This is a genomic window from Pseudonocardia sp. TMWB2A (assembly GCF_017312135.1).
The window spans coordinates 2,277,329-2,299,930 of the sequence record NZ_QKQY01000002.1 but is presented as its reverse complement, the minus strand read 5'-3'; the positions used below and the strand labels follow the sequence as shown (position 1 = coordinate 2,299,930).

At 72.0% G+C, this 22,602-nt stretch carries 20 protein-coding genes and 2 pseudogenes; 6 read left to right on the top strand and 16 right to left on the bottom strand.

Going from position 1 to position 22,602, the window contains the following annotated elements:
• Positions 1 to 45: 45 nt before the first annotated feature.
• The 7 genes from DMP17_RS25585 to DMP17_RS25555 are packed head-to-tail and all read right to left on the bottom strand — an operon-like array spanning position 46 to position 9,336.
• Positions 46 to 1,782 (bottom strand): ABC transporter ATP-binding protein, encoded by a 1,737-nt coding sequence (locus DMP17_RS25585; RefSeq protein WP_337830825.1) that lies wholly within the window; start codon positions 1,780 to 1,782, stop codon positions 46 to 48.
• Complete coding sequence (locus tag DMP17_RS25580) at positions 1,779 to 3,560, bottom strand: ABC transporter ATP-binding protein (RefSeq protein ID WP_337830824.1); 1,782 nt, start codon at positions 3,558 to 3,560, stop codon at positions 1,779 to 1,781. Before DMP17_RS25580 ends, DMP17_RS25585 begins: the two co-directional genes overlap by 4 nt.
• Positions 3,557 to 4,537, bottom strand: coding sequence for an ABC transporter substrate-binding protein (locus tag DMP17_RS25575; protein WP_337830823.1), 981 nt, complete (start codon positions 4,535 to 4,537; stop codon positions 3,557 to 3,559). Before DMP17_RS25575 ends, DMP17_RS25580 begins: the two co-directional genes overlap by 4 nt.
• The gene (locus tag DMP17_RS25570; RefSeq protein WP_443217908.1) at positions 4,534 to 5,394 is read right to left on the bottom strand and encodes an ABC transporter ATP-binding protein; all 861 of its coding nucleotides are present in this window, start codon (positions 5,392 to 5,394) and stop codon (positions 4,534 to 4,536) included. The genes DMP17_RS25575 and DMP17_RS25570 overlap by 4 nt, the downstream gene beginning before the upstream one ends.
• A complete protein-coding gene (locus DMP17_RS25565) occupies positions 5,391 to 6,452 on the bottom strand; it encodes a FecCD family ABC transporter permease (RefSeq protein ID WP_337830822.1) in 1,062 nt (353 codons plus the stop codon). Before DMP17_RS25565 ends, DMP17_RS25570 begins: the two co-directional genes overlap by 4 nt.
• Positions 6,449 to 7,498, bottom strand: coding sequence for a FecCD family ABC transporter permease (locus DMP17_RS25560; RefSeq protein ID WP_337830821.1), 1,050 nt, complete (start codon positions 7,496 to 7,498; stop codon positions 6,449 to 6,451). The genes DMP17_RS25565 and DMP17_RS25560 overlap by 4 nt, the downstream gene beginning before the upstream one ends.
• Complete coding sequence (locus DMP17_RS25555; protein ID WP_337830820.1) at positions 7,495 to 9,336, bottom strand: siderophore-interacting protein; 1,842 nt, start codon at positions 9,334 to 9,336, stop codon at positions 7,495 to 7,497. Before DMP17_RS25555 ends, DMP17_RS25560 begins: the two co-directional genes overlap by 4 nt.
• A 154-nt stretch (positions 9,337 to 9,490) precedes the next feature.
• Here DMP17_RS25555 and DMP17_RS25550 point away from each other — a divergent pair, with 154 nt between their 5' ends.
• Positions 9,491 to 11,056: a helix-turn-helix domain-containing protein gene (locus tag DMP17_RS25550; protein ID WP_337830819.1), complete on the top strand. Its 1,566-nt coding sequence runs from the start codon at positions 9,491 to 9,493 to the stop codon at positions 11,054 to 11,056.
• Positions 11,057 to 11,636: 580 nt separating this feature from the next.
• Here DMP17_RS25550 and DMP17_RS25545 read toward each other — a convergent pair.
• The 7 genes from DMP17_RS25545 to DMP17_RS25515 all read right to left on the bottom strand — a co-directional run bounded on the left by DMP17_RS25545 (position 11,637) and on the right by DMP17_RS25515 (position 16,958).
• Positions 11,637 to 12,344 carry an SDR family NAD(P)-dependent oxidoreductase gene (locus DMP17_RS25545; protein WP_337830818.1) on the bottom strand — a complete coding sequence of 236 codons (708 nt, stop codon included), beginning with the start codon at positions 12,342 to 12,344 and terminating at the stop codon, positions 11,637 to 11,639.
• Positions 12,345 to 12,447: 103 nt separating this feature from the next.
• Positions 12,448 to 12,855: a RidA family protein gene (locus DMP17_RS25540; RefSeq protein WP_337830817.1), complete on the bottom strand. Its 408-nt coding sequence runs from the start codon at positions 12,853 to 12,855 to the stop codon at positions 12,448 to 12,450.
• Positions 12,856 to 12,995: 140 nt separating this feature from the next.
• Positions 12,996 to 13,118, bottom strand: coding sequence for a hypothetical protein (locus DMP17_RS25535; RefSeq protein ID WP_337830816.1), 123 nt, complete (start codon positions 13,116 to 13,118; stop codon positions 12,996 to 12,998).
• 24 nt (positions 13,119 to 13,142) lie between these two features.
• Positions 13,143 to 15,122, bottom strand: a complete 1,980-nt coding sequence (locus DMP17_RS25530; protein ID WP_337830815.1) for a S9 family peptidase — start codon at positions 15,120 to 15,122, stop codon at positions 13,143 to 13,145.
• Entirely contained in the window at positions 15,119 to 16,072 is a 954-nt protein-coding gene (locus DMP17_RS25525; RefSeq protein WP_337830814.1) for a CPBP family intramembrane glutamic endopeptidase, read from the bottom strand. Before DMP17_RS25525 ends, DMP17_RS25530 begins: the two co-directional genes overlap by 4 nt.
• A gap of 159 nt (positions 16,073 to 16,231) precedes the next feature.
• On the bottom strand, positions 16,232 to 16,648 hold the full coding sequence (locus DMP17_RS25520) for an ester cyclase (protein ID WP_226354295.1): 417 nt from the start codon (positions 16,646 to 16,648) through the stop codon (positions 16,232 to 16,234).
• Positions 16,649 to 16,781: 133 nt separating this feature from the next.
• On the bottom strand, positions 16,782 to 16,958 hold the full coding sequence (locus DMP17_RS25515) for a hypothetical protein (RefSeq protein WP_337830813.1): 177 nt from the start codon (positions 16,956 to 16,958) through the stop codon (positions 16,782 to 16,784).
• 174 nt (positions 16,959 to 17,132) lie between these two features.
• Here DMP17_RS25515 and DMP17_RS25510 point away from each other — a divergent pair, with 174 nt between their 5' ends.
• Entirely contained in the window at positions 17,133 to 17,999 is an 867-nt protein-coding gene (locus DMP17_RS25510; protein WP_226354293.1) for a DedA family protein, read from the top strand.
• A 164-nt stretch (positions 18,000 to 18,163) separates the two neighbouring features.
• Here DMP17_RS25510 and DMP17_RS25505 read toward each other — a convergent pair.
• Positions 18,164 to 19,061, bottom strand: a pseudogene (locus DMP17_RS25505) (IS5 family transposase).
• Positions 19,062 to 19,119: 58 nt separating this feature from the next.
• Between DMP17_RS25505 and DMP17_RS25500 the strand changes: the two are divergent.
• Positions 19,120 to 19,575, top strand: a complete 456-nt coding sequence (locus DMP17_RS25500) for a class I SAM-dependent methyltransferase (protein ID WP_337830812.1) — start codon at positions 19,120 to 19,122, stop codon at positions 19,573 to 19,575.
• A gap of 40 nt (positions 19,576 to 19,615) precedes the next feature.
• Here DMP17_RS25500 and DMP17_RS25495 read toward each other — a convergent pair.
• Positions 19,616 to 20,044: pseudogene (locus DMP17_RS25495) on the bottom strand (ATP-binding protein); the annotation flags it as partial.
• Here DMP17_RS25495 and DMP17_RS25490 point away from each other — a divergent pair.
• The 3 genes from DMP17_RS25490 to DMP17_RS25475 all read left to right on the top strand — a co-directional run bounded on the left by DMP17_RS25490 (position 20,042) and on the right by DMP17_RS25475 (position 22,597).
• Positions 20,042 to 20,842 carry a ThiF family adenylyltransferase gene (locus tag DMP17_RS25490; protein WP_443217975.1) on the top strand — a complete coding sequence of 267 codons (801 nt, stop codon included), beginning with the start codon at positions 20,042 to 20,044 and terminating at the stop codon, positions 20,840 to 20,842. The pseudogene DMP17_RS25495 and the gene DMP17_RS25490 sit on opposite strands and share 3 nt — an antisense overlap.
• Before the next feature lie 152 nt (positions 20,843 to 20,994).
• On the top strand, positions 20,995 to 21,519 hold the full coding sequence (locus DMP17_RS46455) for a citrate/2-methylcitrate synthase (RefSeq protein WP_443217907.1): 525 nt from the start codon (positions 20,995 to 20,997) through the stop codon (positions 21,517 to 21,519).
• Between the two features lie 556 nt (positions 21,520 to 22,075).
• Positions 22,076 to 22,597 carry a transposase gene (locus tag DMP17_RS25475; protein ID WP_443217906.1) on the top strand — a complete coding sequence of 174 codons (522 nt, stop codon included), beginning with the start codon at positions 22,076 to 22,078 and terminating at the stop codon, positions 22,595 to 22,597.
• The last annotated feature ends 5 nt before the right edge of the window (positions 22,598 to 22,602 follow it).

Sequence of the window (22,602 nt, the reverse complement as noted above, 5' to 3'; positions counted from 1 at the left end):
GCAAGGCGGGGTCAGGAGTGAGGTCTGCGGTCTCCATCGTCTCTGTCAAGAGTGTGTTTCCGATCGGATCGGCATCCCTCCGCGCCAAGCGTTCCACAGCTCCGCGTAGCGCCCGCCCGCGGCGACGAGCTCGTCGTGCGCCCCGTCCTCGACGATCCGGCCGCGCTCCAGGACGACGATCCGGTCGCAGGCCGCCGCCTGCGACAGCCGGTGGGCGACGACCAGACCGGTGCGCCCGCGCAGCGCGGCGTCCGCGGCACGGTCGAGCTGCTCGGAGTGGGTGGAGCCGGCCTCGGCCGTGGCCTCGTCGAGGATCGCCAGGTCGGGGTCGGCGAGCACCACCCGGGCGAGCGCGACCATCTGGACCTCGGCCGGGGTCAGCTCCCGGCCGCGGGAACCGACCTCGGTGTCCAGTCCCTCGGGCAGCTGGTCGACGAGAGCGTGGGCACCGGTGGTCTCGAGTGCGTCCCGGATGCGGTCGTCGGGGGCGTCCGGGGCGGCGAGTGTGAGGTTGTCGCGCAGCGTCCCGGAGAACACGTGCGACTCCTGGGTGATCAGCGCGGTGCGCCCGGGGCGGGTGACGGTCCCGGTCACCGGGTCGTGGATGCCGGCGACGATCCCGGCGAGCGTCGTCTTCCCGGCGCCCGACGCCCCCACCACGGCCACCCGCTCGCCCGCCCGCACCGTCAGGTCGACGCCGTCGAGCACCACCGGGGTGTCCGCGGCGTAGCGGAAACCGACCCGCTCCACCCGGACCGACCCGCCAACCGTCCCGCCCCCGGCGTGATCCGGACCCGGATCCGCGACGGTGCCGACCCCGACCATCCGGCCGAGCGAGGCGAGGACGGACTGCATCCGGTCCAGCGCCAGCAGGAAGCCGTAGACCGGCCCGAACAGGCGCAGGAACATCAGCGACGCGGCGGTGGCCGCGCCGATGGTGGACCGCCCGTCGGAGATCAGGACGAACCCGACGAGCAGGATCGCGGCCAGGCCGAGGAACTCCGCCAGGCCCAGCCGGGCGCCGAACATGTTCTGCACGGTCCGCGCACGCAGCGTGTGCCCGGAGACGACCCAGGAGGCGTCCTGCAGGCAGCGGTGCCTGCGGTCGGCGAGACCGAAGCCGAGCACGGTCGCGAACCCGCGCTGGGACTCCACGATCTGCTGGGCACGGCCGCTCATCGCGGCCCGCTCGGCCCGGTAGACCGCCGGTGCGGTGCCCAGGTACCAGCGCACCGTCATCACGTACACCGGCAGGGTGACGAGCAGCGCCGCCCCGTAGCGCCAGTCCAGGGTGGAGACCCCGGCGACGGTGACGACGATGGTGAACGCCGCCGTGGTGACGGCCGGGATGATCAGCGGCGCGGCGTCGGCGATCTCGGCGACGTCGTCGCTGGAGCGGGACACGAGGTCCCCCGTCCCGGCGCGTTCGGTCACCGCTTGGGGCAGGGACAGCCCACGCTCGACGAGCTGCTCGCGCAGCCCGGCGAGCACGGCGTGGTAGCAGCGGCCCGCCAGGGCGACCGTCGCGCCGGTCCCGATCGAGCCCGCGGCCGTCGTGACGATCATCGCCGCGGCCGTCCAGGCCAGCGTGCCGAGCGTCGCCGTTCCGGCCTGGACCCGGTCGACGAGATCGCCGACGACCAGCGGGGTGACCAGCGTCGTCGCGGTGCTCAGCACGCCGAGGACCACCACGCCGACCAGCCGCAGGCGGTACGGCCGGGCGAGCCGTCCGACCTCCCGGCGGACCGTCGCGGCGTCGGCGACGGGGAACGCCCCGCTCATCGGGAGCCCCCGTCGGCGGCGGCCCCGGCCACCCCGACCAGCTCTGACCGCAGGTCGACGACCCGGTCGCAGACACCGAGCAGCGTGGGCGACGCCGCGATCACGATCGTGATCCGGTCCCGACGCCGTTCGCGCAGGCCGCGCGCGATCCGGCCCTCGGTCACCGGGTCCACGGCGGTCGTCGGGTCGTGCAGCACCAGGACCGGCGCGTCCCGGGCGAGCGCTCGAGCCAGCGCGATCCGTTGGGCCTGTCCGCCGGACAGGCGGTTGCCCAGCTCGCCGACCTCGGCCGAGCCCTCCGGCCCGCCCGCGAAGTCGTCGCAGGCCGCCGCTCGCAGGGCCGCGGCGCGGGTCGACGCGGACGACCCGGGGACGTCCAGGTTGTCGGCGACCGTGCCGCTGAACAGCGTCGACCGATGGGGCGCGACCAGCACGTGCTCCCGGTACACCGTGTGGCCCACCAGCTCCGCCGGGACTCCGCCGATCGTCACCGCGACACCGGCCCCCGGGTCGTCGGTGCCGTCCTCGGCGCCGTGATCGGTGCCGTGCGGGTCGAGCGCGGCCGCGGTGACGGCCGCAGCGGTGCGGTCGTCGGCGAGCACCCCGACCAGCTCGCCGGGCCCGGCCCGCACCGCACCGCGTCCGGGCACCGTCACCTCGACCGCCGCCCCCGTGGCCGGGACGGGCCGGGTCGTGCGGTCGTCGGGCGCCGAGTCGTCGCCCGCGGCCCTCAGCGCGTCGAGGACGCGCCCGCTCGAGGCGAGCCCGGCGACCCAGCCGGGCACCGCGTTGCGCGAGATGAAGAACAGCTGCGGCAGCAGCGCCTGGGCGAGCCCGACGGCCGCGATCAGCCCGCCGACCGAGAGCACGCCCTGCACGGCGAACAGCCCGGCGAGCGAGGCGACGACCGCGACGTAGACGCCGCTCACCGCCCCGCTGCTGCCGATGAAGCGGCCGAGCAGGCCCTGGTTGCGGTAGGCCCCGCGCAGGGTCTCGGCGCTCGCCTCGCGGTAGCGCCGGGTCGCCTCGGCCTCGGCACGCACTCCCTTGATCACCCGGTAGCCGTGCACCAGGTCGGTCGCCCGGCCGACCGTCCCCGCCAGCAGGTTCTGGTAGACGCGGCTGTCGCGGGTGAAGCGGCCGCTGACCACGCCGGTCAGCCACAGCGCCACCACCGCCCCCACGATCGCCACCACCCCGAGCAGCAGGTGCACGAACAGCAGGGCGACCGCGATGAAGCCGATCGCCAGGATCTCGGCCAGGGCGAACACCCCGAGCCCGACGACGGCCGTCCGCTGCACGTCGTTCGTCATCAGCGAGACCACCCCGCCGTCGACCCGCACCCCCGAGGGCTGCTCGGGGTGCAGCACCGCCCGGGACAGGGTCTCGCGCAGCCGCAGCTGCGCCAGCTGCGCGGCGTGGACCATCAGCTGCTGACCGAACCGGGAGCACGTGGTGATCACCAGGAAGTCGAACGCGAGGACGGCCGTCCAGAACAGCAGCTGCGACCCGTCGCCGGTGGCCAGCGCCCGGTCGATCGCGACGCCCACGATCACCGGCACCAGCGACTGACCCACCATCAGCAAGGTCGCGCACACCAGGGCGGGGATCGTCAGGCGCTTCACCGAGAAGATCACCCGCAGCAGGAACCGCCGCGGGGTGTCACCGGGCCCGACGTCGTAGGGCCGGGCAGGCGGCGTGTCCCGCGCCGCCTGCCAGAGCACCGGCAGCCGTCGGGTCAGCGGACCGCGCCCGAGACCCGCGGGGTCCGCACTCAAGCCGGCATGCCCTTCAGCAGCTTCTCGACCTGGTCCAGCAGGAAGTTCGCGTCGGTGTAGCCGGTGACCTGCGGCTTGAACGCCCCGACCCGGTTCGCCTTCACCGACGGCAGGTCCTTGTAGAGCTGCGTCTGCTGCAGCGACGTCACGAACGGGCTCACCCGGCCCTGCAGGTCGGATCCGAGGAACAGCGTGTCGGCGTCGCCGGCGACCGATCCGATCCGCTCGAACGAGACCTGGGCGAGCCCATTCGTCTCGCGGCCGGCCACGGCGTCGGCCTGCGCCGAGTACCGGAACCCGAGATCGGTCAGGATCCGGCCGCTACCCGAGGCCGCGGAGAACACCGCGGCGTTGTTCTCCTGGAAACCGGCCACGATCGCGACGGTCCGGCCGGCGATCCGGGGCGCATAGGTCTGCTTCATCTGCTGCACGCGCGCGGCGAAGTCGGCCGCGAGCCGGTCGTTCTCGGCGCTCCGGCCGAGCACGTCGCCGAGCTGCTTCGACCGGTCCTGCCAGCTGGTCGCGTTCGCCCCGCCCGCCGAGAGCCGGACCACGTAGGTGGGCGCGATCGTCCGGAGCCTGCCGATCACCTGCTCGTTGGTGTAGGAGGTCGCGACGATCAGGTCGGGTGACTGCGCCGCGATCTGCTCCAGCTCCGGTTCGCCCTCTCGCGAGGTCACCACCGGAACCCCCGCCAGCCGGTCGGCGTACGCCGAGGTCACCAGGGGCGGTTGCCACGCGGCGGCGCCGACCGGGGTCACGCCGAGATCGAGCAGACCCATCATCGGCGAGAAGAACGTGGCGACGACCCGCTCCGGCCGTACCGGGACGGCGACCTGCGTTCCGAAGTCGTCGGTCACCACCCGCGTCTCGCCGGAGCCATTCTGCGCCTCGCCTCCGCCGCTCCCGCACCCGGCGAGCAGCATCGCGCACGCGGCCAGGACCCCCGTCAGGAGCCGGATTCCGTTGTTCCTCATGTCCGTCCTGCCGTCCTCTCGGGAGCGCCGGTCGCGCGGTCGCGGCCGGGGTGGGCGGTGACCACCAGCGGGCCACCGTTGAGCGGGTCCTCGACGATCACCGCGTCGACGCCGAACACCTGGGCGAGCAGCGGTCCGGTGAGCACGTCGACCGGCTTGCCCTCGGCGACGATGCGGCCCTCCGACATCACGATCAGGTGTCCGGCGTAGCGGGCCGCGTGGTTGATGTCGTGCAGCACCGCGACGACGGTCCGGCCGGCGGTCCGGTTGAGCTCGGCGAACAGCTCCATCAGCGCGAGCTGGTGGGAGATGTCCAGGAACGTGGTCGGCTCGTCCAGCAGCAGCACCGGGCTCTCCTGGGCCAGCACCATCGCCACCCAGGCCCGCTGGCGCTGGCCGCCGGAGAGCTCGTCGACGTCGCGGTCGGCGAGCTCGGTCATCCGGGTCGCGGCCAGCGCCTCGCGCACGCTGCGCTCGTCGGAGTCGCTCCAGCGGGACAGGATCGACTGGTGCGGGTAGCGGCCGCGGCGCACCAGGTCGAACACGGTGATCCCGGGCGGCGCGATCGCCGACTGCGGGAGCAGGCCGAGCCGGGTCGCGACCTCGCGTGCGCGCATCCGGTGGATGTCCCGCCCGTCGAGCAGGACCGTGCCCTCGGCCGGGGTCAGCAGCCGGGACAGCGACCGGAGCAGCGTCGACTTGCCGCAGGCGTTCGGCCCGATGATGACGGTGAACTCGCCGTGGGGGATGTCGACCGAGAGGTTCCGGCCGACGACCCGGCGGTCGTAGGCCATCGTGAGGTCGACCGCGCGTAGGGCGGAGTGCTCGGGTGCCGGGTCGCTCACAGCGTCGCTCACAACGCAGCCCTCCTGTTCTCCCGGACGATCAGCGTGATCAGGTAGAGGCCGCCGCCGACCAGCGTCACCACCCCCACCGGATAGGTCTGGCCGGGCACCAGGTGCTGCGCGGCCAGATCCGCCGCGGCGAGCAGCAGCGCCCCGGCGCAGGCGGCCGGGACCAGCGCGTTCCCGGAGCTCCCGGCCAGCCGTCGCCCGATGTGCGGGGCGGCGAGCGCGACGAACTGGACCGGCCCGGCCGCCGCGGTCACCAGGGCGACCAGCAGGACTCCGACGCCGATCGCGTACAGCCGGGTACTGCGGGGACGTCCGCCGAGTGCCGAGCTCGTGTCCTCGCCCATGTCGAACAGGTCGAGCCTCGGGCCCAGCAGCACGACGGCCAGTGCCATCGTGATCCCGCCCAGCACCAGGGCCCAGCCGACGAAGGCGAAGTCGGTGCCGTTGAGGGTCCCGGCGTTCCACAGGCCCGCGGCCAGCGCGTCGTCGAGGTCGGCGACGAGCACCAGCCAGCGCTCCGTGCTGACCAGCATCGCGTTCAGCGCGATCCCGGCGATCACCAGCCGGAACCCGGCCGCCCCGCCCCCGCGGGAGAGCAGCACCATCGCCGCCGCGACCGCGAACCCGCCGACCAGCGCACCCCCGGCCACCACCGCGAAGCCGGAACCGACGAGCACGATGGCCGCGGTGCCGGCCAGCGAGGACCCGGCGGTGAACCCGATGATGTCCGGGCTGCCCAGCGGGTTGCGGGTGATCGTCTGGAACAGCGCGCCCGCCACCCCGAGCATCGCGCCGAACACGACGGCGGCCACGGCGCGGGGCAGCCGCCACTCGACGACGAACAGCTCGACCCGCCCCGGCGCCTGCCCGGCCAGCGCGCTGAGCACCTCGGCCGGCGAGAAGACGATCTGCCCCAGGCTCAGCGCGAGGCCGGTCACGACGACGGTCAGCAGCACCAGCGTGGCGCAGACGAGCGCGGAGCGGACCGTCGTCCGTCCCGAGACCGTCGGGCCGACCCGCACCGCCACGACCCGGCTCCGGACCTCGGACAGGACGCTCACTGCGTGTTCACCCGCTTGTCCCGGATCAGCCAGAGCAGGACCGGGGCGCCGACGAACGCGGTCACGACCCCGACCGGGACCTCCTGGCCGGGGACCAGTACCCGCGCGGCCGTGTCCGTCGCCACGAGCAGGCACGGCGCCGCGAGCACGGACAGCGGGACGATCCGGGTCTGCTCGTTGCCGACCAGCAGGCGTACCGCGTGCGGGACCATCAGCCCGACGAACGCGATCGGCCCGGCGACCGCGGTCCCCGCACCCACCAGCAGGGCCACCGCGAGCACCGTGCCCAGCCGGGTCCGGCGGACGTCCACCCCCAGCGACCGGGCCACGTCCTCGCCCATCGCGATCGCGTTCAGCGGTTTGGCCAGGGCCACCGCGATCACCAGCCCGACGACGACGGACGGTGTGACCGCCAGCAGGTCGCCCACCTCGCGGCCGGCCACCGAGCCGACCGCCCAGGACCGGAAGCGGTCGAAGGTGGCCGGGTCACCGAGACGGATCGTCGTGGTGATCCCGCCGAGGACCGCGGCCAGCGCGACGCCGGCCAGGGTCATCCGCACCGGCGTCGCCGGTCCGCGGCCGGTCGCGGCCAGCAGCAGCACGCCGAACGTGGCCAGCACCGCGCCCAGCAGCGCGGGCCACACGAGGAACGACACGGAGGTGCCCAGCCCGAGCCAGATCGCCACCACGACCGCGAGCCCCGCCCCGGCATTGACCCCCAGGATCCCCGGGTCGGCCAGCGGGTTGCGGGTGTAGGCCTGCATCAGCGCCCCGGCGACGCCGAGGGCGGCGCCGACCGCGACGGCCACCAGGGTGCGCGGCACCCGGTAGTACGCGACGAGCGTCCACGCGTCCGGATCGGTGTTCCATCCGGACACCGCGGCGGACAGCACCCGCACGGGGGAGGGGGTCTCGGCGCCGATCGCGAGACTGGCCAGCACCGTGACCGCGAGCACGAGCACCAGCACACCCAGCGCCCGGCCGATCGGGCGTCGCCGCGGGGCCTGCTCGGTCGCGGGGCCGAGCGTGTCCGGGACGGCGGTCATCGCAGGATCCGCAGCGTGCTGCGCCAGCCGAGGCCCTCGGTCCGCTCGACGCGCAGCCCGGCCCGCTCGATCACCGCCTGCAGTTCGGCCGGGGTCCGGAGACCGGTCCCGTCCCGGGTCAGGGCGAGCAGGTCCGCCTCGGCGTCGTGCTCGTCGAGCGCGTCGGGGTCGAACGTGTCCTCGACGAGGAGCACCCGGCCGGTGTGCTGCGCCGCCCGGCGCAGCGCGTGCGCCGCGTCCGCGTCCGGCAGCGGCCCCAGCGCCCTCACGATCAGCGCGGCGTCGGCGGCCGGGGACGGCTCGAAGATCGACTGTTCGACGACGTCGACCCGCGCGCGGATCCCGTCGTCCGGGATCGACCCAAGCAGGTCCCGGCGCAGCCAGCCGGCCTGCGCGGGCAGGGCGCAGACCGTGATCCGCACGGCGGGGCCCGCCGTCGCGATCTCGCGGGCCAGGATCCCGGCGCCGTCCGCGTGGATCACCAGGTGGTCGATCCCGTCCAGCGCCGGTGCCTTGGCCAGCGGCTCGGCGATCCACGTCGTCGCGCCCGCGACCGAGTCCAGGAACCGGTCCTCGTAGGACCGGTCGCGCCGCAGCGCCGGGAAGTCCCGGCCGGTCACGGCCGCGTAGCTCGGGCCACCCGTGCGGACCGAGTCCTCGAGCCCGTACAGGCCGAGCCACTGCCGCCCGACGACGCCGTCCGGGGCGAGCGCGTCGATCCAGAGGTCCGCGGCCAGGAACTCCCCGACCTCGGTCAGCCCGTAGTGTCCCGGCTCCGTCTCGTTCACCACGTCGACCGTGTGCAGGTACCGCAGGAGCTTGCCCAGCGCGCGCTCGTCGCTGCCGGACCGGGCGGCGAGGTCGGCCACCCCCGTGACGCCGCGGGAGATCAGGTCGCCGATCCCCAGACCCGCGGCGACCCGCAGCGCGATCGGCGGGACCAGCTCGGAGAGCTCGTGGAACCGGTCGAACGCGCCGGCGGTCCGCTCGACGTCGGGAACGGCGGCGTCGTCGGCGCGGGCGACGGTCTCGGTGCGCCGCCAGTAGCCGGTGAACTCGACGTCCTCCTTCGGCATCCCGCGCTCCTCGACGAGGTGCCTGCGGATGTCGCGCACGACGGCCTGCTCGCCCGCCACCCACGCGAACGGCCGGCCCGGGGGCCACTCCAGGTCGCGCACGGCGTCGAGCAGGAGCGTGGACGTGGCCGCCTCGGCGCCGTCGCGCACGAGCCAGCGGACCGTGACGCCGGGGAGCTCGCGCAGCGGCTGGACGTGCGAGGACTCGGCGACCTCGATCAGCACCCGTGCCGCGGCCGTCTCCGGCAGCTCGTCGAGCAGCCGCGCGATGGCCGGCAGCGCGGTCTCGTCGCCGACGACGAGCAGCCGGTCCGCGCCGACCGGCATGCCCATCGACGAGCTGGGGCCGCCCATGTGGATGCGGTCCCCCGGCTCCGCCCGGTAGGCCCAGGTGGTGGCGACGCCGACGCCGTGGCGGACGACGTCGACATCCAGCTCGCCGGTCGCGGGATCCCAGCGCCGCACCGAGTACGCCTTGGACAAGGGTCGCCTGCCGGGAGGCATGGCGGTCCCGCCCTCGCGCTGGATCGGCAGCACCGGCTCCGTCTCCCCGGGGTAGGGGAAGATCAGGCGGACCGAGTCGTCGAAGCCGGACGAGGTGAACGCCGGCCGCTTGATGCCATTGGCCGAGGTGAACGCGTCCAGCTGCGGTCCGGTGAGCGTCACCCGGCGCATGCCGGGGGTCAGGTCCTCGATGCGGGCGACGCGGAGCTCGCGCACGCTGATCGGGTGCACCGTCACGGGGCGCGAGGTCTTCGGCACGGTTCTCCTCGATGTCGTCGGTGCGCGACCGGCATGGCGCGACGGTCGGGTGAGTCGGTCCGTCGACCCGTAACTTAGGCATCCCATTGCTAAGGTGATGGTGCGCGTACTGCCAGATGGTTGTCAGCGACGGCGTCGACCGGGACGGAGGGCCGTGGCCGTTCTCACCGCCGCCTCACCACCGCCGATCCCGGGCGCGCACACCGGGGCCGGGTGGAACCGGGGGACGCACCTGCTGGCGTGGGTGCACACCGGGGTGGCCCGGGTGGAGCTGGAGTGCGGGCGCGTCGAACGGCTCGCCGCCGGCGAGGGGATCTGGGTCCCGGCCGAGCACGGCCGGCGGATCAGCACCCGTCCGGGCGCCGTGGCCTTCCCCTACGGCGTGCCGCCGGAGCTCGCCCCGGGGACCGCGTCGGCGGAGCCCGTCCGGTTCGACGTCCGGCCGGAATGGCACGACTGGCTGATCCAGCACTACGTGCACTTCATCGCGCCCGTGACCAGCTTCGGCTACACCCGGGCCTCGCTCCTCGACGTCGTCGACACCGCCGCGGGTTCCTCCACCGGACCGAACGGCGGTCCGCCCCTGCCCGCGGGCCCCGTCGCGCGGTCGGTCGCCGAGGGGTTGGCGCGGAACCCGGCGCTCGACCACACCGCCGGGCAGTGGGCGGACCTGGCCGCGTGCAGCACCCGGACGCTGCACCGGGAGTTCCTGCGCGACACGGGGATGACGTTCGCGCAGTGGCGCACCGCCTACCGGCTGACCGTCGCCTGCGAGCTCCTCGCCGCGGGGGAGGACGTCAGCCGCGCCGCGGTCCGTTCCGGGTTCGCCGGGCGGAACGGGTTCGCGCGCGCGTTCCGCGGCCGCTACGGCATCACGCCCCGGGAGTACCGGGAGCGGTCCCGGACCCGGGACACCCACCCGTCGCAGCGGCCACCCGACCTCCCCCGGGCCGGGGTCCTCGCCCGGGTCCTGGGCGGGGCGGCCGGCGGGCGTCCGCTCTCGGCCACGCAGACCCCGCCGCACACGAACCGCAGGCACGTGCTCAGCTGGCTCTACCGGGGATCCGGCTACCTGCGCGTCGACGGGGTGACCCACCACCTCCGCCAGGGCGACGCGATGTGGATCCCGGCCGGGCGGGAGCACCAGTTCGGGACCCATCCCGGCTCGATCGCGCTCCCGCTCGGGGACCTCGATCCCGGGGACGGGCACGGCCTCGACGGCCTGCGCGTGGAGTTCCCGCCGAGCTGGGACGCCTACCTGCTGCACCGCTCGGTGAGCGCGCGCACCCCGCTGCGCCCGGACGGCCACGACCACCGGACGATCCTCGACCTGTTCCGCGGGCAGCTCGCGTCTGATCGCGCACGCTCGCTCCCGATGCCGCGCAGCGATCCAGCCCGCGCCGTGGCCGAGGCCGTCCTGCGGCGGGCCCCGGAGACTGCGGACATCGTCGTGGACAGGCCGCTGAACGACGTCTTCCGCCGTGAGACCGGGATGACGTTCGCTCGGTGGTGTCTGGCCGCGCGGATGCGCGAGGCCCGTGAGCTGCTGGCCGGCGGCGCCACGCCGACCAGCGTCGCGCGGCAGGTCGGGTACACCCGGCTGTCGAACTTCAGCCGTGCGTTCACCGCCTTCCACAGCGAGCCGCCACGGGAGTACGTAAGCCGGGTTCGTTCGATCCGCACCGGGCCCGGCGATGCGCGGGGACGGCCTCCTCGGTAGTGGACCCGTTCCATGGTTGCCCCGGCCGCCCCGACGGCTTCGGCGGTGACCGCGCCGGGCGAGGCCAGGAACACCATCATGCCGGCGATCTCCGGCGTCGTCGGCCCGAGGCTAGACGGGCGCCGCCGCACCCGCCCGCGACCTACGGATCAGAGGTCTGTGTGAGTCCCGTCAGTCCGCGCAGCAGCCTGCCGACCGTGATCAACGCCAACATCTGTCCCAACGGATGCGACTGCCCACGTTGCCCGTCCCTTCGACGGTGTTGATGATCGATCCCGAGTTCGACCACGGATCACGGACCACGGACCGCAGGTGCGCGCGCTGGGCGGTGCCGACGTCGTCCTCGACACGGTCGGCGAGGGCACCCTGAAACGCAGCCCCCTCGCCCTCGCCGACCTCGGCTGTGTCGTGTCTATCGTGGACACGCCACGGCCGCAGACTGCTCGCGGGTGGTGGGGCGGCCACGGGCCGGGTACGGCTGAGTGGGAACCGCCATCACCACCCGCCCTCTCGACGAGCCGGTGTAGCGGCCGGGGTCCGGGCCGGCGCCTGCCGCGCGGCCGGAACCGAATAGGCCGGGTCACCGCACCGGGGCGGCAGGAGGTGGGGAGCCGACACCGTGTTCGCCGTACACCACCTCGGCGACTCGACGCTCACGGTGCAAATCGAGGTAGGTCCGGGCGATCGTGTCCGGCATGCTCGCCGGGCCCGCGCGCCCGATCCAGGTCGCGAGCGCGACGTGGGCGACGTACACGCCGGTGTCCCGGAGCTCCTCGTGCAGGTTGAGCACCCAGTTGCGGAGCGCCCCGCTCGCCGCGGCAATGTTCCCGAGCGGCGGGTGCACGACCGGGCCCGACGAGGCGCCGGTGGTGACGATGATCGTGCCGCGGCCGCGACCGATCATGCCTGGGAGCACCTGTCGTACGGAGGTGACCCCGCCGAACAGGAAGAGCTCCAGATACGGCTGCAGCGACTCCGCGGTGACCTCGGTCGCTCCGGTCACCGTGGCCTCGGTGGTGTCTCGCGGGAACGGGGAGTACCCCAGTACGTCGATGTCGCCGAATTGCGCCCTGATCGCCTCGAACGCGTCGATCAGGGCACGCCGATCGGTCACATCGGCGACGAAGCACCCGGCGGTGACGCCGGTCCGGGCCAGTTCCTCGGCGCCGGCGTCGAGGGTGGAGCGGGTGCGCCCGACGAGGGCGATGTCGTACCCGGCTGCGCCGAAGCGCCGGGCGATGGACAGCCCCAGCCCTGGTCCGGCGCCGACTACCACTGCGACGGTCATCGGTGTTCCTTTCTCTGCACGGTAGGGGCTGCCGATAGCGCGCTCGTTGAGCGCGCCATCGGCGGGACCCGAGCCCGACTGTGGCCGGCCTAGTGCGTCTGTTTCAGGGCAGGACGGCCACGGCGTCGACCTCGACGAGATACCCCGGTGCGGCCAGGGCGGTGACTCCGATCCAGGTGCTCGGCTGCTGCAGCTCCACACCCAGCGCCGCGGCCGCCCGGTCACGTCCCTCGACGATCTGTCCGGCCTTCTGCTCGTCGAGGTCGACGACGTACACGGTGACCTTGGCCAGATCGGCCATCGTCGCGTCGACGGCGTCGAGGGCGGCGGCGACGTTGAGGAAGCACTTCTCGGCCTGGGCGGCGACGTCGTCGTGGCCCACGAGGTTGCCCTCGGTGTCCCAGGACACCTGGCCGGCCAGGTGGATGATGCGCGATCCCTGTGCGACGGCCACCTGGTGGTGGACCTCGACCCGGTTCACGTTCTCGGGGTGTACCAGCTTCACGGGCACGGGTGTTCTCCTGTCGGTGAGGGGGTGTACCTGTCGGGCTCGGTCGGTCGGCCAGGTCCCTGCGGGCCGGCCGGGACCGATATCTCGGGGGTGAGGAACAGCAGGAGGTCCTCGGACGGTGTGCCATGTCGTCCGGCACGTCACGGATCGGCCACGGACCCGACCGTCGCGTGCGCGATTGCCTCCGCCAGCTCGACCGGCCGGGACCGGAACGGCGAGTAGGAGGACGCGAGCTCCAGGGCGGCTGTGGCCGGCTGCGACACCGGTCCAGCCCAGGACGGCGCAGCTCACCGATGTCCCCCGGCCGAACCCGGGGGCGTTCCCGCGGAGGTGCCCGCGCGGCCACCGAGGTGGGTCGCGAAATGCGACTCGATGGCGAGGTAGAGGCGTCGGCGGTTCTGCGGGTTGGCGAAACCGTGTCCCTCGTCGGGGGCGAGGAGGTACTCCACCGGGACGCCGCGCTTGCGCAGTGAGGCGACGATGTTGTCCGACTCGGCCTGTACGACGCGGACGTCGTTGGCGCCCTGGGCGACGAGAAGGGGGGTGCGTATCCGGTCGACCATGGTGATCGGTGAGCGGGCGGCCATGTCCGCCTCCTGCTCGGCGATCTCGGGGTCCCCGACGTAGCGGTACCAGTTGTTGACGAACTGTGGGCGCAGGAACTCCGGCAGTGTGCGCATGAAGTTTGCCAGGTCGGAGACGCCGACGTAGTCGACGGCGGCGGCGAAACGGTCGGGGGTGACGGTGACTCCGACCAGGGCGGCGTAGCCGCCGTAGGACCCGCCGTAGATGCCGACCCGGTCGGGGTCGGCGTATCCCTGTGCCACGGCCCAGTCGACGGCGTCGATCAGGTCGTCGTGCATGGCGCGGGCGAACTCGCCGATCGCGGCGGTGACGTGGTGGCGCCCGTAACCGGTGGAGCCGCGGAAGTTGACCTGCAGGACGGCGTAGCCGCGGTTGGCCAGGAATTGGGCCTCCGGACTGTATCCCCAGGAGTCGTGCATCCACGGGCCGCCGTGCACGGCCAGCACGAGGGGCAGGCCGCGGGGTTCGACGCCGACCGGCAGGGTCAGCTGGGAGTGCAGCTCGAGTCCGTCGCGGGCGGGGAAGGAGACCGGCGTCATCGGGGCCAGGTCGTCGGGCCCGAAGCTGCGCACGGGCCGGTGCAGCAGCCGCGCCTGCCCGGTGGCGTGGTCGTAGAGCCAGGTGACGCCGGGCTCGCGGTCGTGCACGAACGTGGCGACCCACCGCCGGCCGGCGTCGTCGGAGGACAGGGGGCCGAGCACGCCGTCTGAGAGCTTCTGCAGCGCGGCGTAGACCTCGGCGAACTCCGGGTTGACGACCTCCACGTGCGGGCGGTCGGAGACGAAACGGACCGCGAGGACCTCCCCGGTGCGCCGGGCTGTGTAGACCATCGGTGGCAGGACCCCGGGGACCGCGGTGCCGCTGATGTCGACGTCGAGGCCCTCGACCTCGGCGACGACGGTCTCGTCACCGGTCGTTCGGTCGATCCGGACCAGCCGCAGGTGGTCGCCGTCGCCGAAGGAGCCGACGAGCAGGCCCTGCCCGTCGGAGGTGACCAGCTGGGGGTGGATGCCCATCGGATGCTCCGCACCTCCCACGGTCCGCAGCAGGCGCGGCGTGCCGGCGTCGACGGTCCCGGGACCGGCGGCCCCGGTGTCGAAGGCACTCACCTCCACCGTGCCCTGCGGGGTCAGCACGGTCTGGAAGGCGGGCCGGTCGTCGCGGTCGAGCAGCACCGACGCCCTCGGGTCGTCCTGCGCGAGGTGCACGGTCGTCTCACCGGTGGCCACGTCGATGCGGAACACGTCGGTGAACAGCGTCCGCCGGTTCATCCAGACCAGGACGGTGCCCGGGATCGAGGTGACCGGCTCGACGCCCAGCACGCGTGAGCCCGGGTCCATCGGGGTGAGGTCGACGGCGGCGCTGCCGGGATCGTCGAGATCGACCCGGAACAGGTGCCAGTCCTCGTTGCCGTCGGTGTCCTGCAGGTAGAGCAACCACCGCGGGTCGTCGGTCCAGTGGTGGATGTAGATCCCGCGGCGGGTGTCGGCGGTGACCTGGACGGCCTCGTCATGGGTTTGTTCCACACCCCGTACCCAGATGTTCAGCCGCCCGCCCGCCGGAGCCGAGTAGGCCAGCCGGGTGCCGTCCGGGGACAGCGAGGGAGCGGCGAAGGCCGGGTCGGCGAAGAACTCCTCGAGCTCGATCAGATCCGTCGTCGACCCGGTCGGTGTGGCGGTCATCGGTTGCTCCTCGTCTGTGTGGGGCGGTGGTCAGGACGTGTCGTCGTCGGCCGGGGCGGTCGGGGCGTGCGCGCGCGTCGTCCGTAGGCCCAGACCAGGACGACCATGGCGATGTTCCCGGCGACGAGGATCAACAACGCCGGGCCGCCGGTGTCGGTCGTGCGGTCGATGGTGGCGCTCCCGCCGCCGGAGAGGAGGTTGCCGGCGATACCGGCGAGGACGTTGTTGGCCACGTGGAACGCCATGGGCGCCTCCATGCCGCCGCTGATGATCGCGATCAGGCCGGTGTTCACGGCGATCACCAGGAAGTAGCCGAACAGCCACGGATCGCCGGAGCCGTGGGCCACGGCGAATCCCAGGGCGGAGACCACGAGTCCGACTGCCAGGGCCGGGCGCACGGCTCGCACCCAGCTCGCGGCCGCGGGCAGCAGGGCGCTGCGGTACGTCAGCTCCTCGCCGACGGCCTGGATCGGGGTGGTGAGCACGGTGACCGCCAGCAGCGCGACCGTCGTGCCCGTGATCCCGAAACCGGTCCAGCCCGTGGACTGCGGAGCCACGACACCGGTGATCGTCAGCACGGTTCCCATGACGATCGCCGCGCCGATCAGGTGATGAGCCAGCCGCCGCCGGTCGAACGCCCGTCGATGACGAAGCAGCGAGCTCCACGGCACTCCGGTCATCCACACCAGCAGTCCGGCCGCCACCAGCCCGGTCACGCCGATCGAAAGGTTGGCGGCCAGCGCCTTCCACGGCGTGAACACGGTGGACAACGGATCGTCGCTGCCCTCGACGAGACCGGCGAGTAGGAAGAAGACGACCTGCAGTCCCACCAGGACCGGGGGCAAGGCCACGATCAGGACGAGCGGCTTCCACCAGCTCATACGCAGGTGAGCGCCGAACGGCCGGGAGTCGTCGACGCCGGGTCGGGTGGACCGTGCCGGGGCGCTCATCGGCTGCTCGGGACGAGGCGGTTCGTGCTGCGCCGGAACGCCCACACGACGACCCGGGCGGCCGGGCTGAGGTCGGGACGGACGTGGTCCGGAGACCGGCTGATCGTGGACATCGGAAGCTCCCGGGTCGATGGTGTGCGGTGAGGGAAGTCGATGCCGCTACGGCACCCTCAAGAAGGAGTGGCGTAGGTCATACAGCGGGCCGGTGCAGCGTGTCGACGTCGACGAAGTTCCGCAGCTGAGTGAGCCGGTCGTCGCGCAGCTCGTACATGCCCTACTCGGTGAAACGGAACGACGTTCCGGACCGAGCCCGGCCGAGCCGGTCGCGTATCGGGTGCCGGCGAGCGTGAGCCGGGCCGCCACCCGGACGCCGTCGACGAGCGGGTCCTCCAGATGCCAGGAGAAGTCGGGCACCGTGTCCACGAGCGCGCGCGGGGCCGCGATCGGCTGATCGCGGGTGACCGGCTCGCCGTTGAAGCTCACCTGCTCGTGGACGAACTCGTCCATGCGGTCGAACTCGTGAGCATTGAGCGCACCGAGATGGGCCCGGCAGAGTTCGCGCACGTTGCCGGTCACGTCCGCTCGCTGCTGTGTAGGGGGATCAGGATCTCGACGTGCCGTGGGGTGGCGTAAATCGCCTCGCCGACCGCGGCGTACTCCCGCTAGAAGTCGAGCGCGCGGATCTCTTTCAGCACGTGTCCCGGACCCGTCAGCTCTCGACAAACCGGATGGTGTCCGGATCATCCGCGGAGTCGAACACGTGGCGGTAGCGGCACTCCGACCGGGCCCGGACCCGGCCGATGACCCGTGCGAGCGCCTTACGGTGGGACTCGCGGCACTCCGGCCGGATGTGCAGCGCCACCTGGATGACGAACGGGTTCGACATGCCGGCAGTGCAAACCATGCCACCGGGCAAGGTCGAGATCGGTCCCGATCGAGCGCCGGGCCGTTGCCATGACCCGCACGGGTGAAACGTGTTGACCCTGCCGTAACGGCAGGGTGTCTGGTTCAACCGTACGTGATCAGTGCCGTGTCGGACGGCCGACCGTGGGGGACAGCGATGACGGGTACCAACGACGGCCCGCGACCGGATGGGTTGGGGAACACCGAGGCCGAGACGACCCGGCTCCCGCAGGTCGATCCGGCCGGCGGACCGGCACCGGGGACGGGTCCGACGACGAAGCGGATGCGGTGGCGGAGCAAGGACTACTCACCCGAGGAGCTCGCCGAGGCGAAGAAGGCATGGCGCGACGCCATGCCGTGGGACCACCCGATGTCGCGCACGGACAAGGTGCTGGCCTTCTCGACCCTCGGCGTGATCGTGTTCATGTTGGCCACGATGCCGGTGCGACCGTTCCTGCTGGCCTCCTACCCGGTCGCGCTCAGCGCCGTCACCGGCAGCCTGTCCGCGATCGGTGCGGGAGCGGCATTCGCCAGGATCGGAGAGGGCCAGCTGTGGCTGGTGATCGCGGCGGGCGTGTTCGGAATGATCAAGTTCGACTGGCTGTTCTGGCTGGCCGGCAGGCGCTGGGGTAGCAAGATCGTGGAGCTCTTCGCCCCCGGTGAAGCCGCGAAGCGGCTTGTGGCCCGGATTCGGTCCTGGCCGTCGTGGGCCATGCCGCTGGTCGTCGTGGGAGCGGCCCTGCCCGGTATCCCGGCTCCGGCGGTGTTCGCCGTCGCCGGTCTCGGCGGGATGGGCCTGGTCAGGTTCCTGATTTTCGACGCGATCGGGGCTGCGCTGATCACCGGGCTGGTCGCCGGACTGGGGTACGGGGTCGGCCAGAGCGCGGTCGACATCGTGCTGCTGATCGACGACTACGCGCTGTACATCACGCTGGCGCTCGTCGTCCTGGTGTCGTTCCGGGCCGGATACCGCGGATACCAGGAGGACAAGGCCAAGAAGGCCCGCGCTGCCGAGGCGTCGTGATGCGCAGGCACGGGCGATCCTCGCTCGGCACCCGGTCTGCCCGCCGGTCGCGCGCCCGGGTCCCGGTCGACGAGGCCCGCGCCGTGATCGCCCGTGCCGTTGCGCGACGCACCGAACCCAGCTGACCCGAAGATCTGGGGGCGATCGACACTTCGCTACTACACCTAGGCAGTGTCTCCCAATGCCCGTAGCCAGGTGATGATCGCCTTCAACACGACCCCGCCACGGAAGGTCAGGGCGAGTTTGTCGTAGCGGGTCGCCAGGCCGCGCCACTCCTTGACGTCACAGAACCCGCGCTCGACGACGTTGCGGCCGCGGTAGTCGACCCGGTCGAACACCGGTGGCCGACCACCGCGTGAGCCTCGCCGTTTCTGATGCCTTTGTTGGTCAGCGGGCTCGGGGATGACCGCGACGATCCGCCGTTCGCGCAGATGCCGGCGGATCGCGCGCGAGGAGTAGGCCTTGTCTGCGCGGACCCGCTCCGGGCGGGTCCGCGCACGGCCCGGCCCGGCCCGGTCGATACGCAGGTGACTCATCAGGTGCAGAAACATCGGGGTGTCGCCGGCCTGGCCGGGACCGACGAGCACGACCAGCGGGCGGCCGTGGCCGTCAACGAGCTGGTGGATCTTCGTGTCGAGCCCGCCGCGGGACCGACCGAGTGCGTGATCGGGCGGCTCGACGCGCAGATTGTTGTAGTTCGATCCTGCCCCCTGTGTCCCGCGTGAGGGTCGCGGAGTGCTGGTGAGCACGAATGATCGACGAGTCCACCGACACCGCCCAGTCCACGAGCCCGGCCGAGTCGGCATCGGCCAGCAGAGCTGCGAGAACGTGATCCCAGGTGCCGTCACCGCAGTAGCGGCGATGCCGCTTCCACAACGTCTGCCAGGGCCCGAACTCGGCCGGTACATCGCGCCAGGCCAGCCCGCATCGGTATCGGTAGATGATCCCCTCGACCACCCGGCGGTGATCGGCGAACGGGCGATCCGGCAGACCGTCCGAGGTCGGCAGCAACGGCTCAAGCCTCGCCCACTGGGCATCGTTCAGGACAGCTCGCCGCGACACCTGATGATCATCCCCCAGCGCCACGCGACCGGATTAGGAGACACTCCCTAGCTCGGCTTTGGATGTGGGCACAGGAAACGGCCTGCTCGCAGCCGAACTGCGTCGTGCAGTCCCCAACGTGACAGGCATCGACTGTGACTCGACTGTTCTGGACTCGGCGCGGCTGGAGGATGACTCGGTCCGCTGGGTGCAGGGAGGCGTCATGAGTCACCCTTTCGAGCTTGGCGCGTTCGATGTGGTCGCCTCGGTCGCCACGATGCACCATCTCCCAGATCTCGAAGCGACGTTGCTGCGGTTCGCCGAGCTGACCGCACCGGGAGGTGTTGTGGCTGTGGTCGGTCTTGCTCGGACCTCCCGACTCCCAGAGGTGCTGCTTCATGGGTTCGGTGCGGTGCAGCACGCCTACCTCCGGAGACGCCTGGGCTTCTGGGAGCACTCCGCGCCCATGGTCTGGCCGCCGGAGCACACCTACGCCGAAGTCCGCCGCGCAGTGTCAACGGTGGGTTTGGAGTGACCCCGTAACGACGGTCTGGGACTGACCCCCCTGTCGGTTCTCAGTCGTTGCTGGCGCGGTTGTGCTTGGCCAGGAGTTCGCGGCGGGCTCGGGTGCGGTAGGAGTCCCCGGACAGGGTCAGGACCTCGGCGTGGTGGACGAGGCGGTCGATCATGGCTGCGGCGACGACGTCGTCGGAGAACGTCTCGCCCCACCGACCGAACGGCAGGTTCGAGGTGACCATCACCGAGCCCTGTTCATAGCGTGAGGCGATGAGCTGGAAGAACAGGTTCGCCGCGTCCTGGTCGAACGGGATGTAGCCGACCTCGTCGATGATGATCAGTTTGTAGCGGCGGATCTTCTTCAGCTCTGCCTCGAGCCGTCCGCTCTGGTGCGCGGCGGACAGTCTGGTGATCCAGTTGCTGGCGGTGTCGAACAGGACCGAGTAGCCGGCGTGCGCAGCCTTGACCCCGAGCCCGATCGCGTCATGGACTACGACGTGGTCGAGCCGATCAACCTCGACCGCATGATCGGCACGACCCGTCGTGACGCGCGGCGATCCCGAAAGAAGACCAGCGTGGCGGCCCGCCTCATGCGAGCCGCGTCGACCGCGGCCTCACCGACCATCGAGAGGTTCAACACCAGCATCTGCTCGCCGGAGGGCCTGGCCGCGGCGCTCGACTTCGACATCATCTTCTCCTGTGTTGACCGCCCGTGGCCCCGCGCCGTGCTCAACACCCTCGCCTACGCCGACCTCATCCCCGTCATCGACGGAGGTATCAACATCGAGACCCGCCCCGGGCCCGACGGGGGCATGCGCGGCGCGAGCTGGCGAGCCCACACGCTCGTGCCCGGACGTACATGCCTGCAGTGCTCCCGACAACTCGCGGCGCACGAGGCGACCCTCGACATGGGCGGCCTGCTCGACGATCCCGAGTACATCCGACGCGCTGGCCGCCCCACAGGCGGAAGCCCCAACGTCGCCCTGCTGTCCGCCAGCGTCAGCGCCGCCCAGCTCGCCCAGCTCGTAAGTCTGGTGGCCAAACCCGCAGGTTTCGGCGTACCCCTCCCACTTCGCTACAGCCTCGCCGGGCACCTCCATGAGCACCTGAACTGCGAGCCCGCCGAGTACTGCCCCGTTGAGAAGAGTGTCGCTGTGGGGGATCAACGGCAGAGTCTCATCCGCGACGAGGGGCCCTGGATACAGGGGCAGAGGGAGCCGACACTTCTTGCCCGCGCTCGGTCCGCAGTCGGTCAGCGAGTTGGCCGCTTGCGCCCCAGAGGGTAGAAGGTGGCTCGCGCCGCGTCCCAGGCCGCCACCCGCCTCGTCCCCGGTTCGAGGAGCCACACACGGGACGAGCCAAGGTGTCGGCGCGGGCACCTTGCTCGCCTCGATGATCCCCGTAACGCTTCGCTGGTGTCCCTCGAATTGCTCAGCCTGTGCAGTCTGCCGGCAAGCTCGCGCTCGGTGGTGTGCTGCCCGGCTTCGGTCAGGCCCGCTACGAAGGGGTCGATCCACGCGCCGGCCACCTGCTCGACGAGCTGCTCGCCGACGACACGGCCGATCCGGTGCGGCGGCGCGTCGTGGGCGACGTCCTCGAACTCGTGGCCGGCCGCAGCGGTGAGTCCCCCAACGTCGAGTTCGCCCTCGGCGCTCTCTGTCACGTGCACGGGTTGGTCCACGGTGCGGGGGAGGTCCTGTTCCACCTCGGACGGTCGGCAGGGTGGCTCGCCCACGCGCTGGAGGAACGGGATGGTCGCGCGCAGGGTCTGTCCGCCGATCTTCCCGGCCGCGTTCGTCGTGGGGACCGCGATGGTCAGCACCGTCGCTGCGCTACTGATGCGGGAGATCGTCGGTCGGGGACTGCCCGACCTGACCCCGCGGACGCGCGGAGCGAGCAGGGCTACCGTGACCGAGGACGGCGGGTAGGGAGTCGACCGTCACAGCGTCAGGCCGGCGCTTGATGCCCTGAACTGGGACCGTGCACCGAATGATGTCGTGGCCTCCCTCATGGCCTCCAACGGTGTCCACCGATGGTGCTGGATGGGCATCGTGTTCTGCACGACGTGCATGAACGGACGGCCTGCGCACGGGTGTTTCCACGATGGAAGAACTCGTAATGCGTAGGTCTGGGGTTCGACTCCCCAAGGCGGCTCCATTTTCGCTGGTCAGAGCCCTGACGATGGCTTCGTTCGTGCTTCCGGACACCAGCGTGGCCTCCATGGCTGAACTCTGTGCTGGTCAGCGCCGTGGTGACGTGGCCTCCACCGGTATGCGTGTGTCGCTGGTGCCAGAACTGATGCGCGTGTCCCGAGAACACCGAGAGGAACTGAGAGCATGTTTGAGAAGAGTCGGCGTGTCTGCCTGACCACGAGTCCGTGGTGATCCACCGTGGACGGTGATGACACGGCGACGCTGGCGGTAGCCGTCGGATGCCAGTGACGAGCAGAGGGCGGTGATCGAGCTGTTGTTGCCCGCGCCGGAGCCTGGTGGGCGTCCGGAGAAGCATCCGGCCGGCACGTGGTGGATGCGATCCTCTACGCCGTGCGGGCGGGGTGTGTGTGGCGGGGGTTGCCTGCGGATTTCCCGCCGTGGCGGACCGTGTACTGGTACTTCAACCGGTGGGGGCGGCAGCGGGTCACCGAGAATCTCCTCCCGGTCGTGCGCGGGCAGGTACGGGTAGGCGAGGGTCGTGATCGGGAGCCGAGCGCGAGGATCATCGACTCCCAGAACGTGAAAGGTGCCGACACCGTCGGGAGCGGGTCACGGAGCTATGACGCGGGGAAGAAGATTGACGGCCGGAAGCGGTTCATCGTCACCGATACCACCGGTCTGCTGCTGACGGTCACGGTGTGCTCGGCCGGACGCCAGGCCCGCGACGGCGCCAAGGCCACACTGCTCGGGCTGCATCTGGCGACTGCGGTCCGATTCGTGTTCGCCGACGCCGGTTCGCCGGACGCCTGCTCGACTGGGCCCAGACCTTCCTACGCACCAGGATCGAGGTCGTTCGCAGAGCCACAGGACAGCGCGGGTTCGCGGTGATCCCC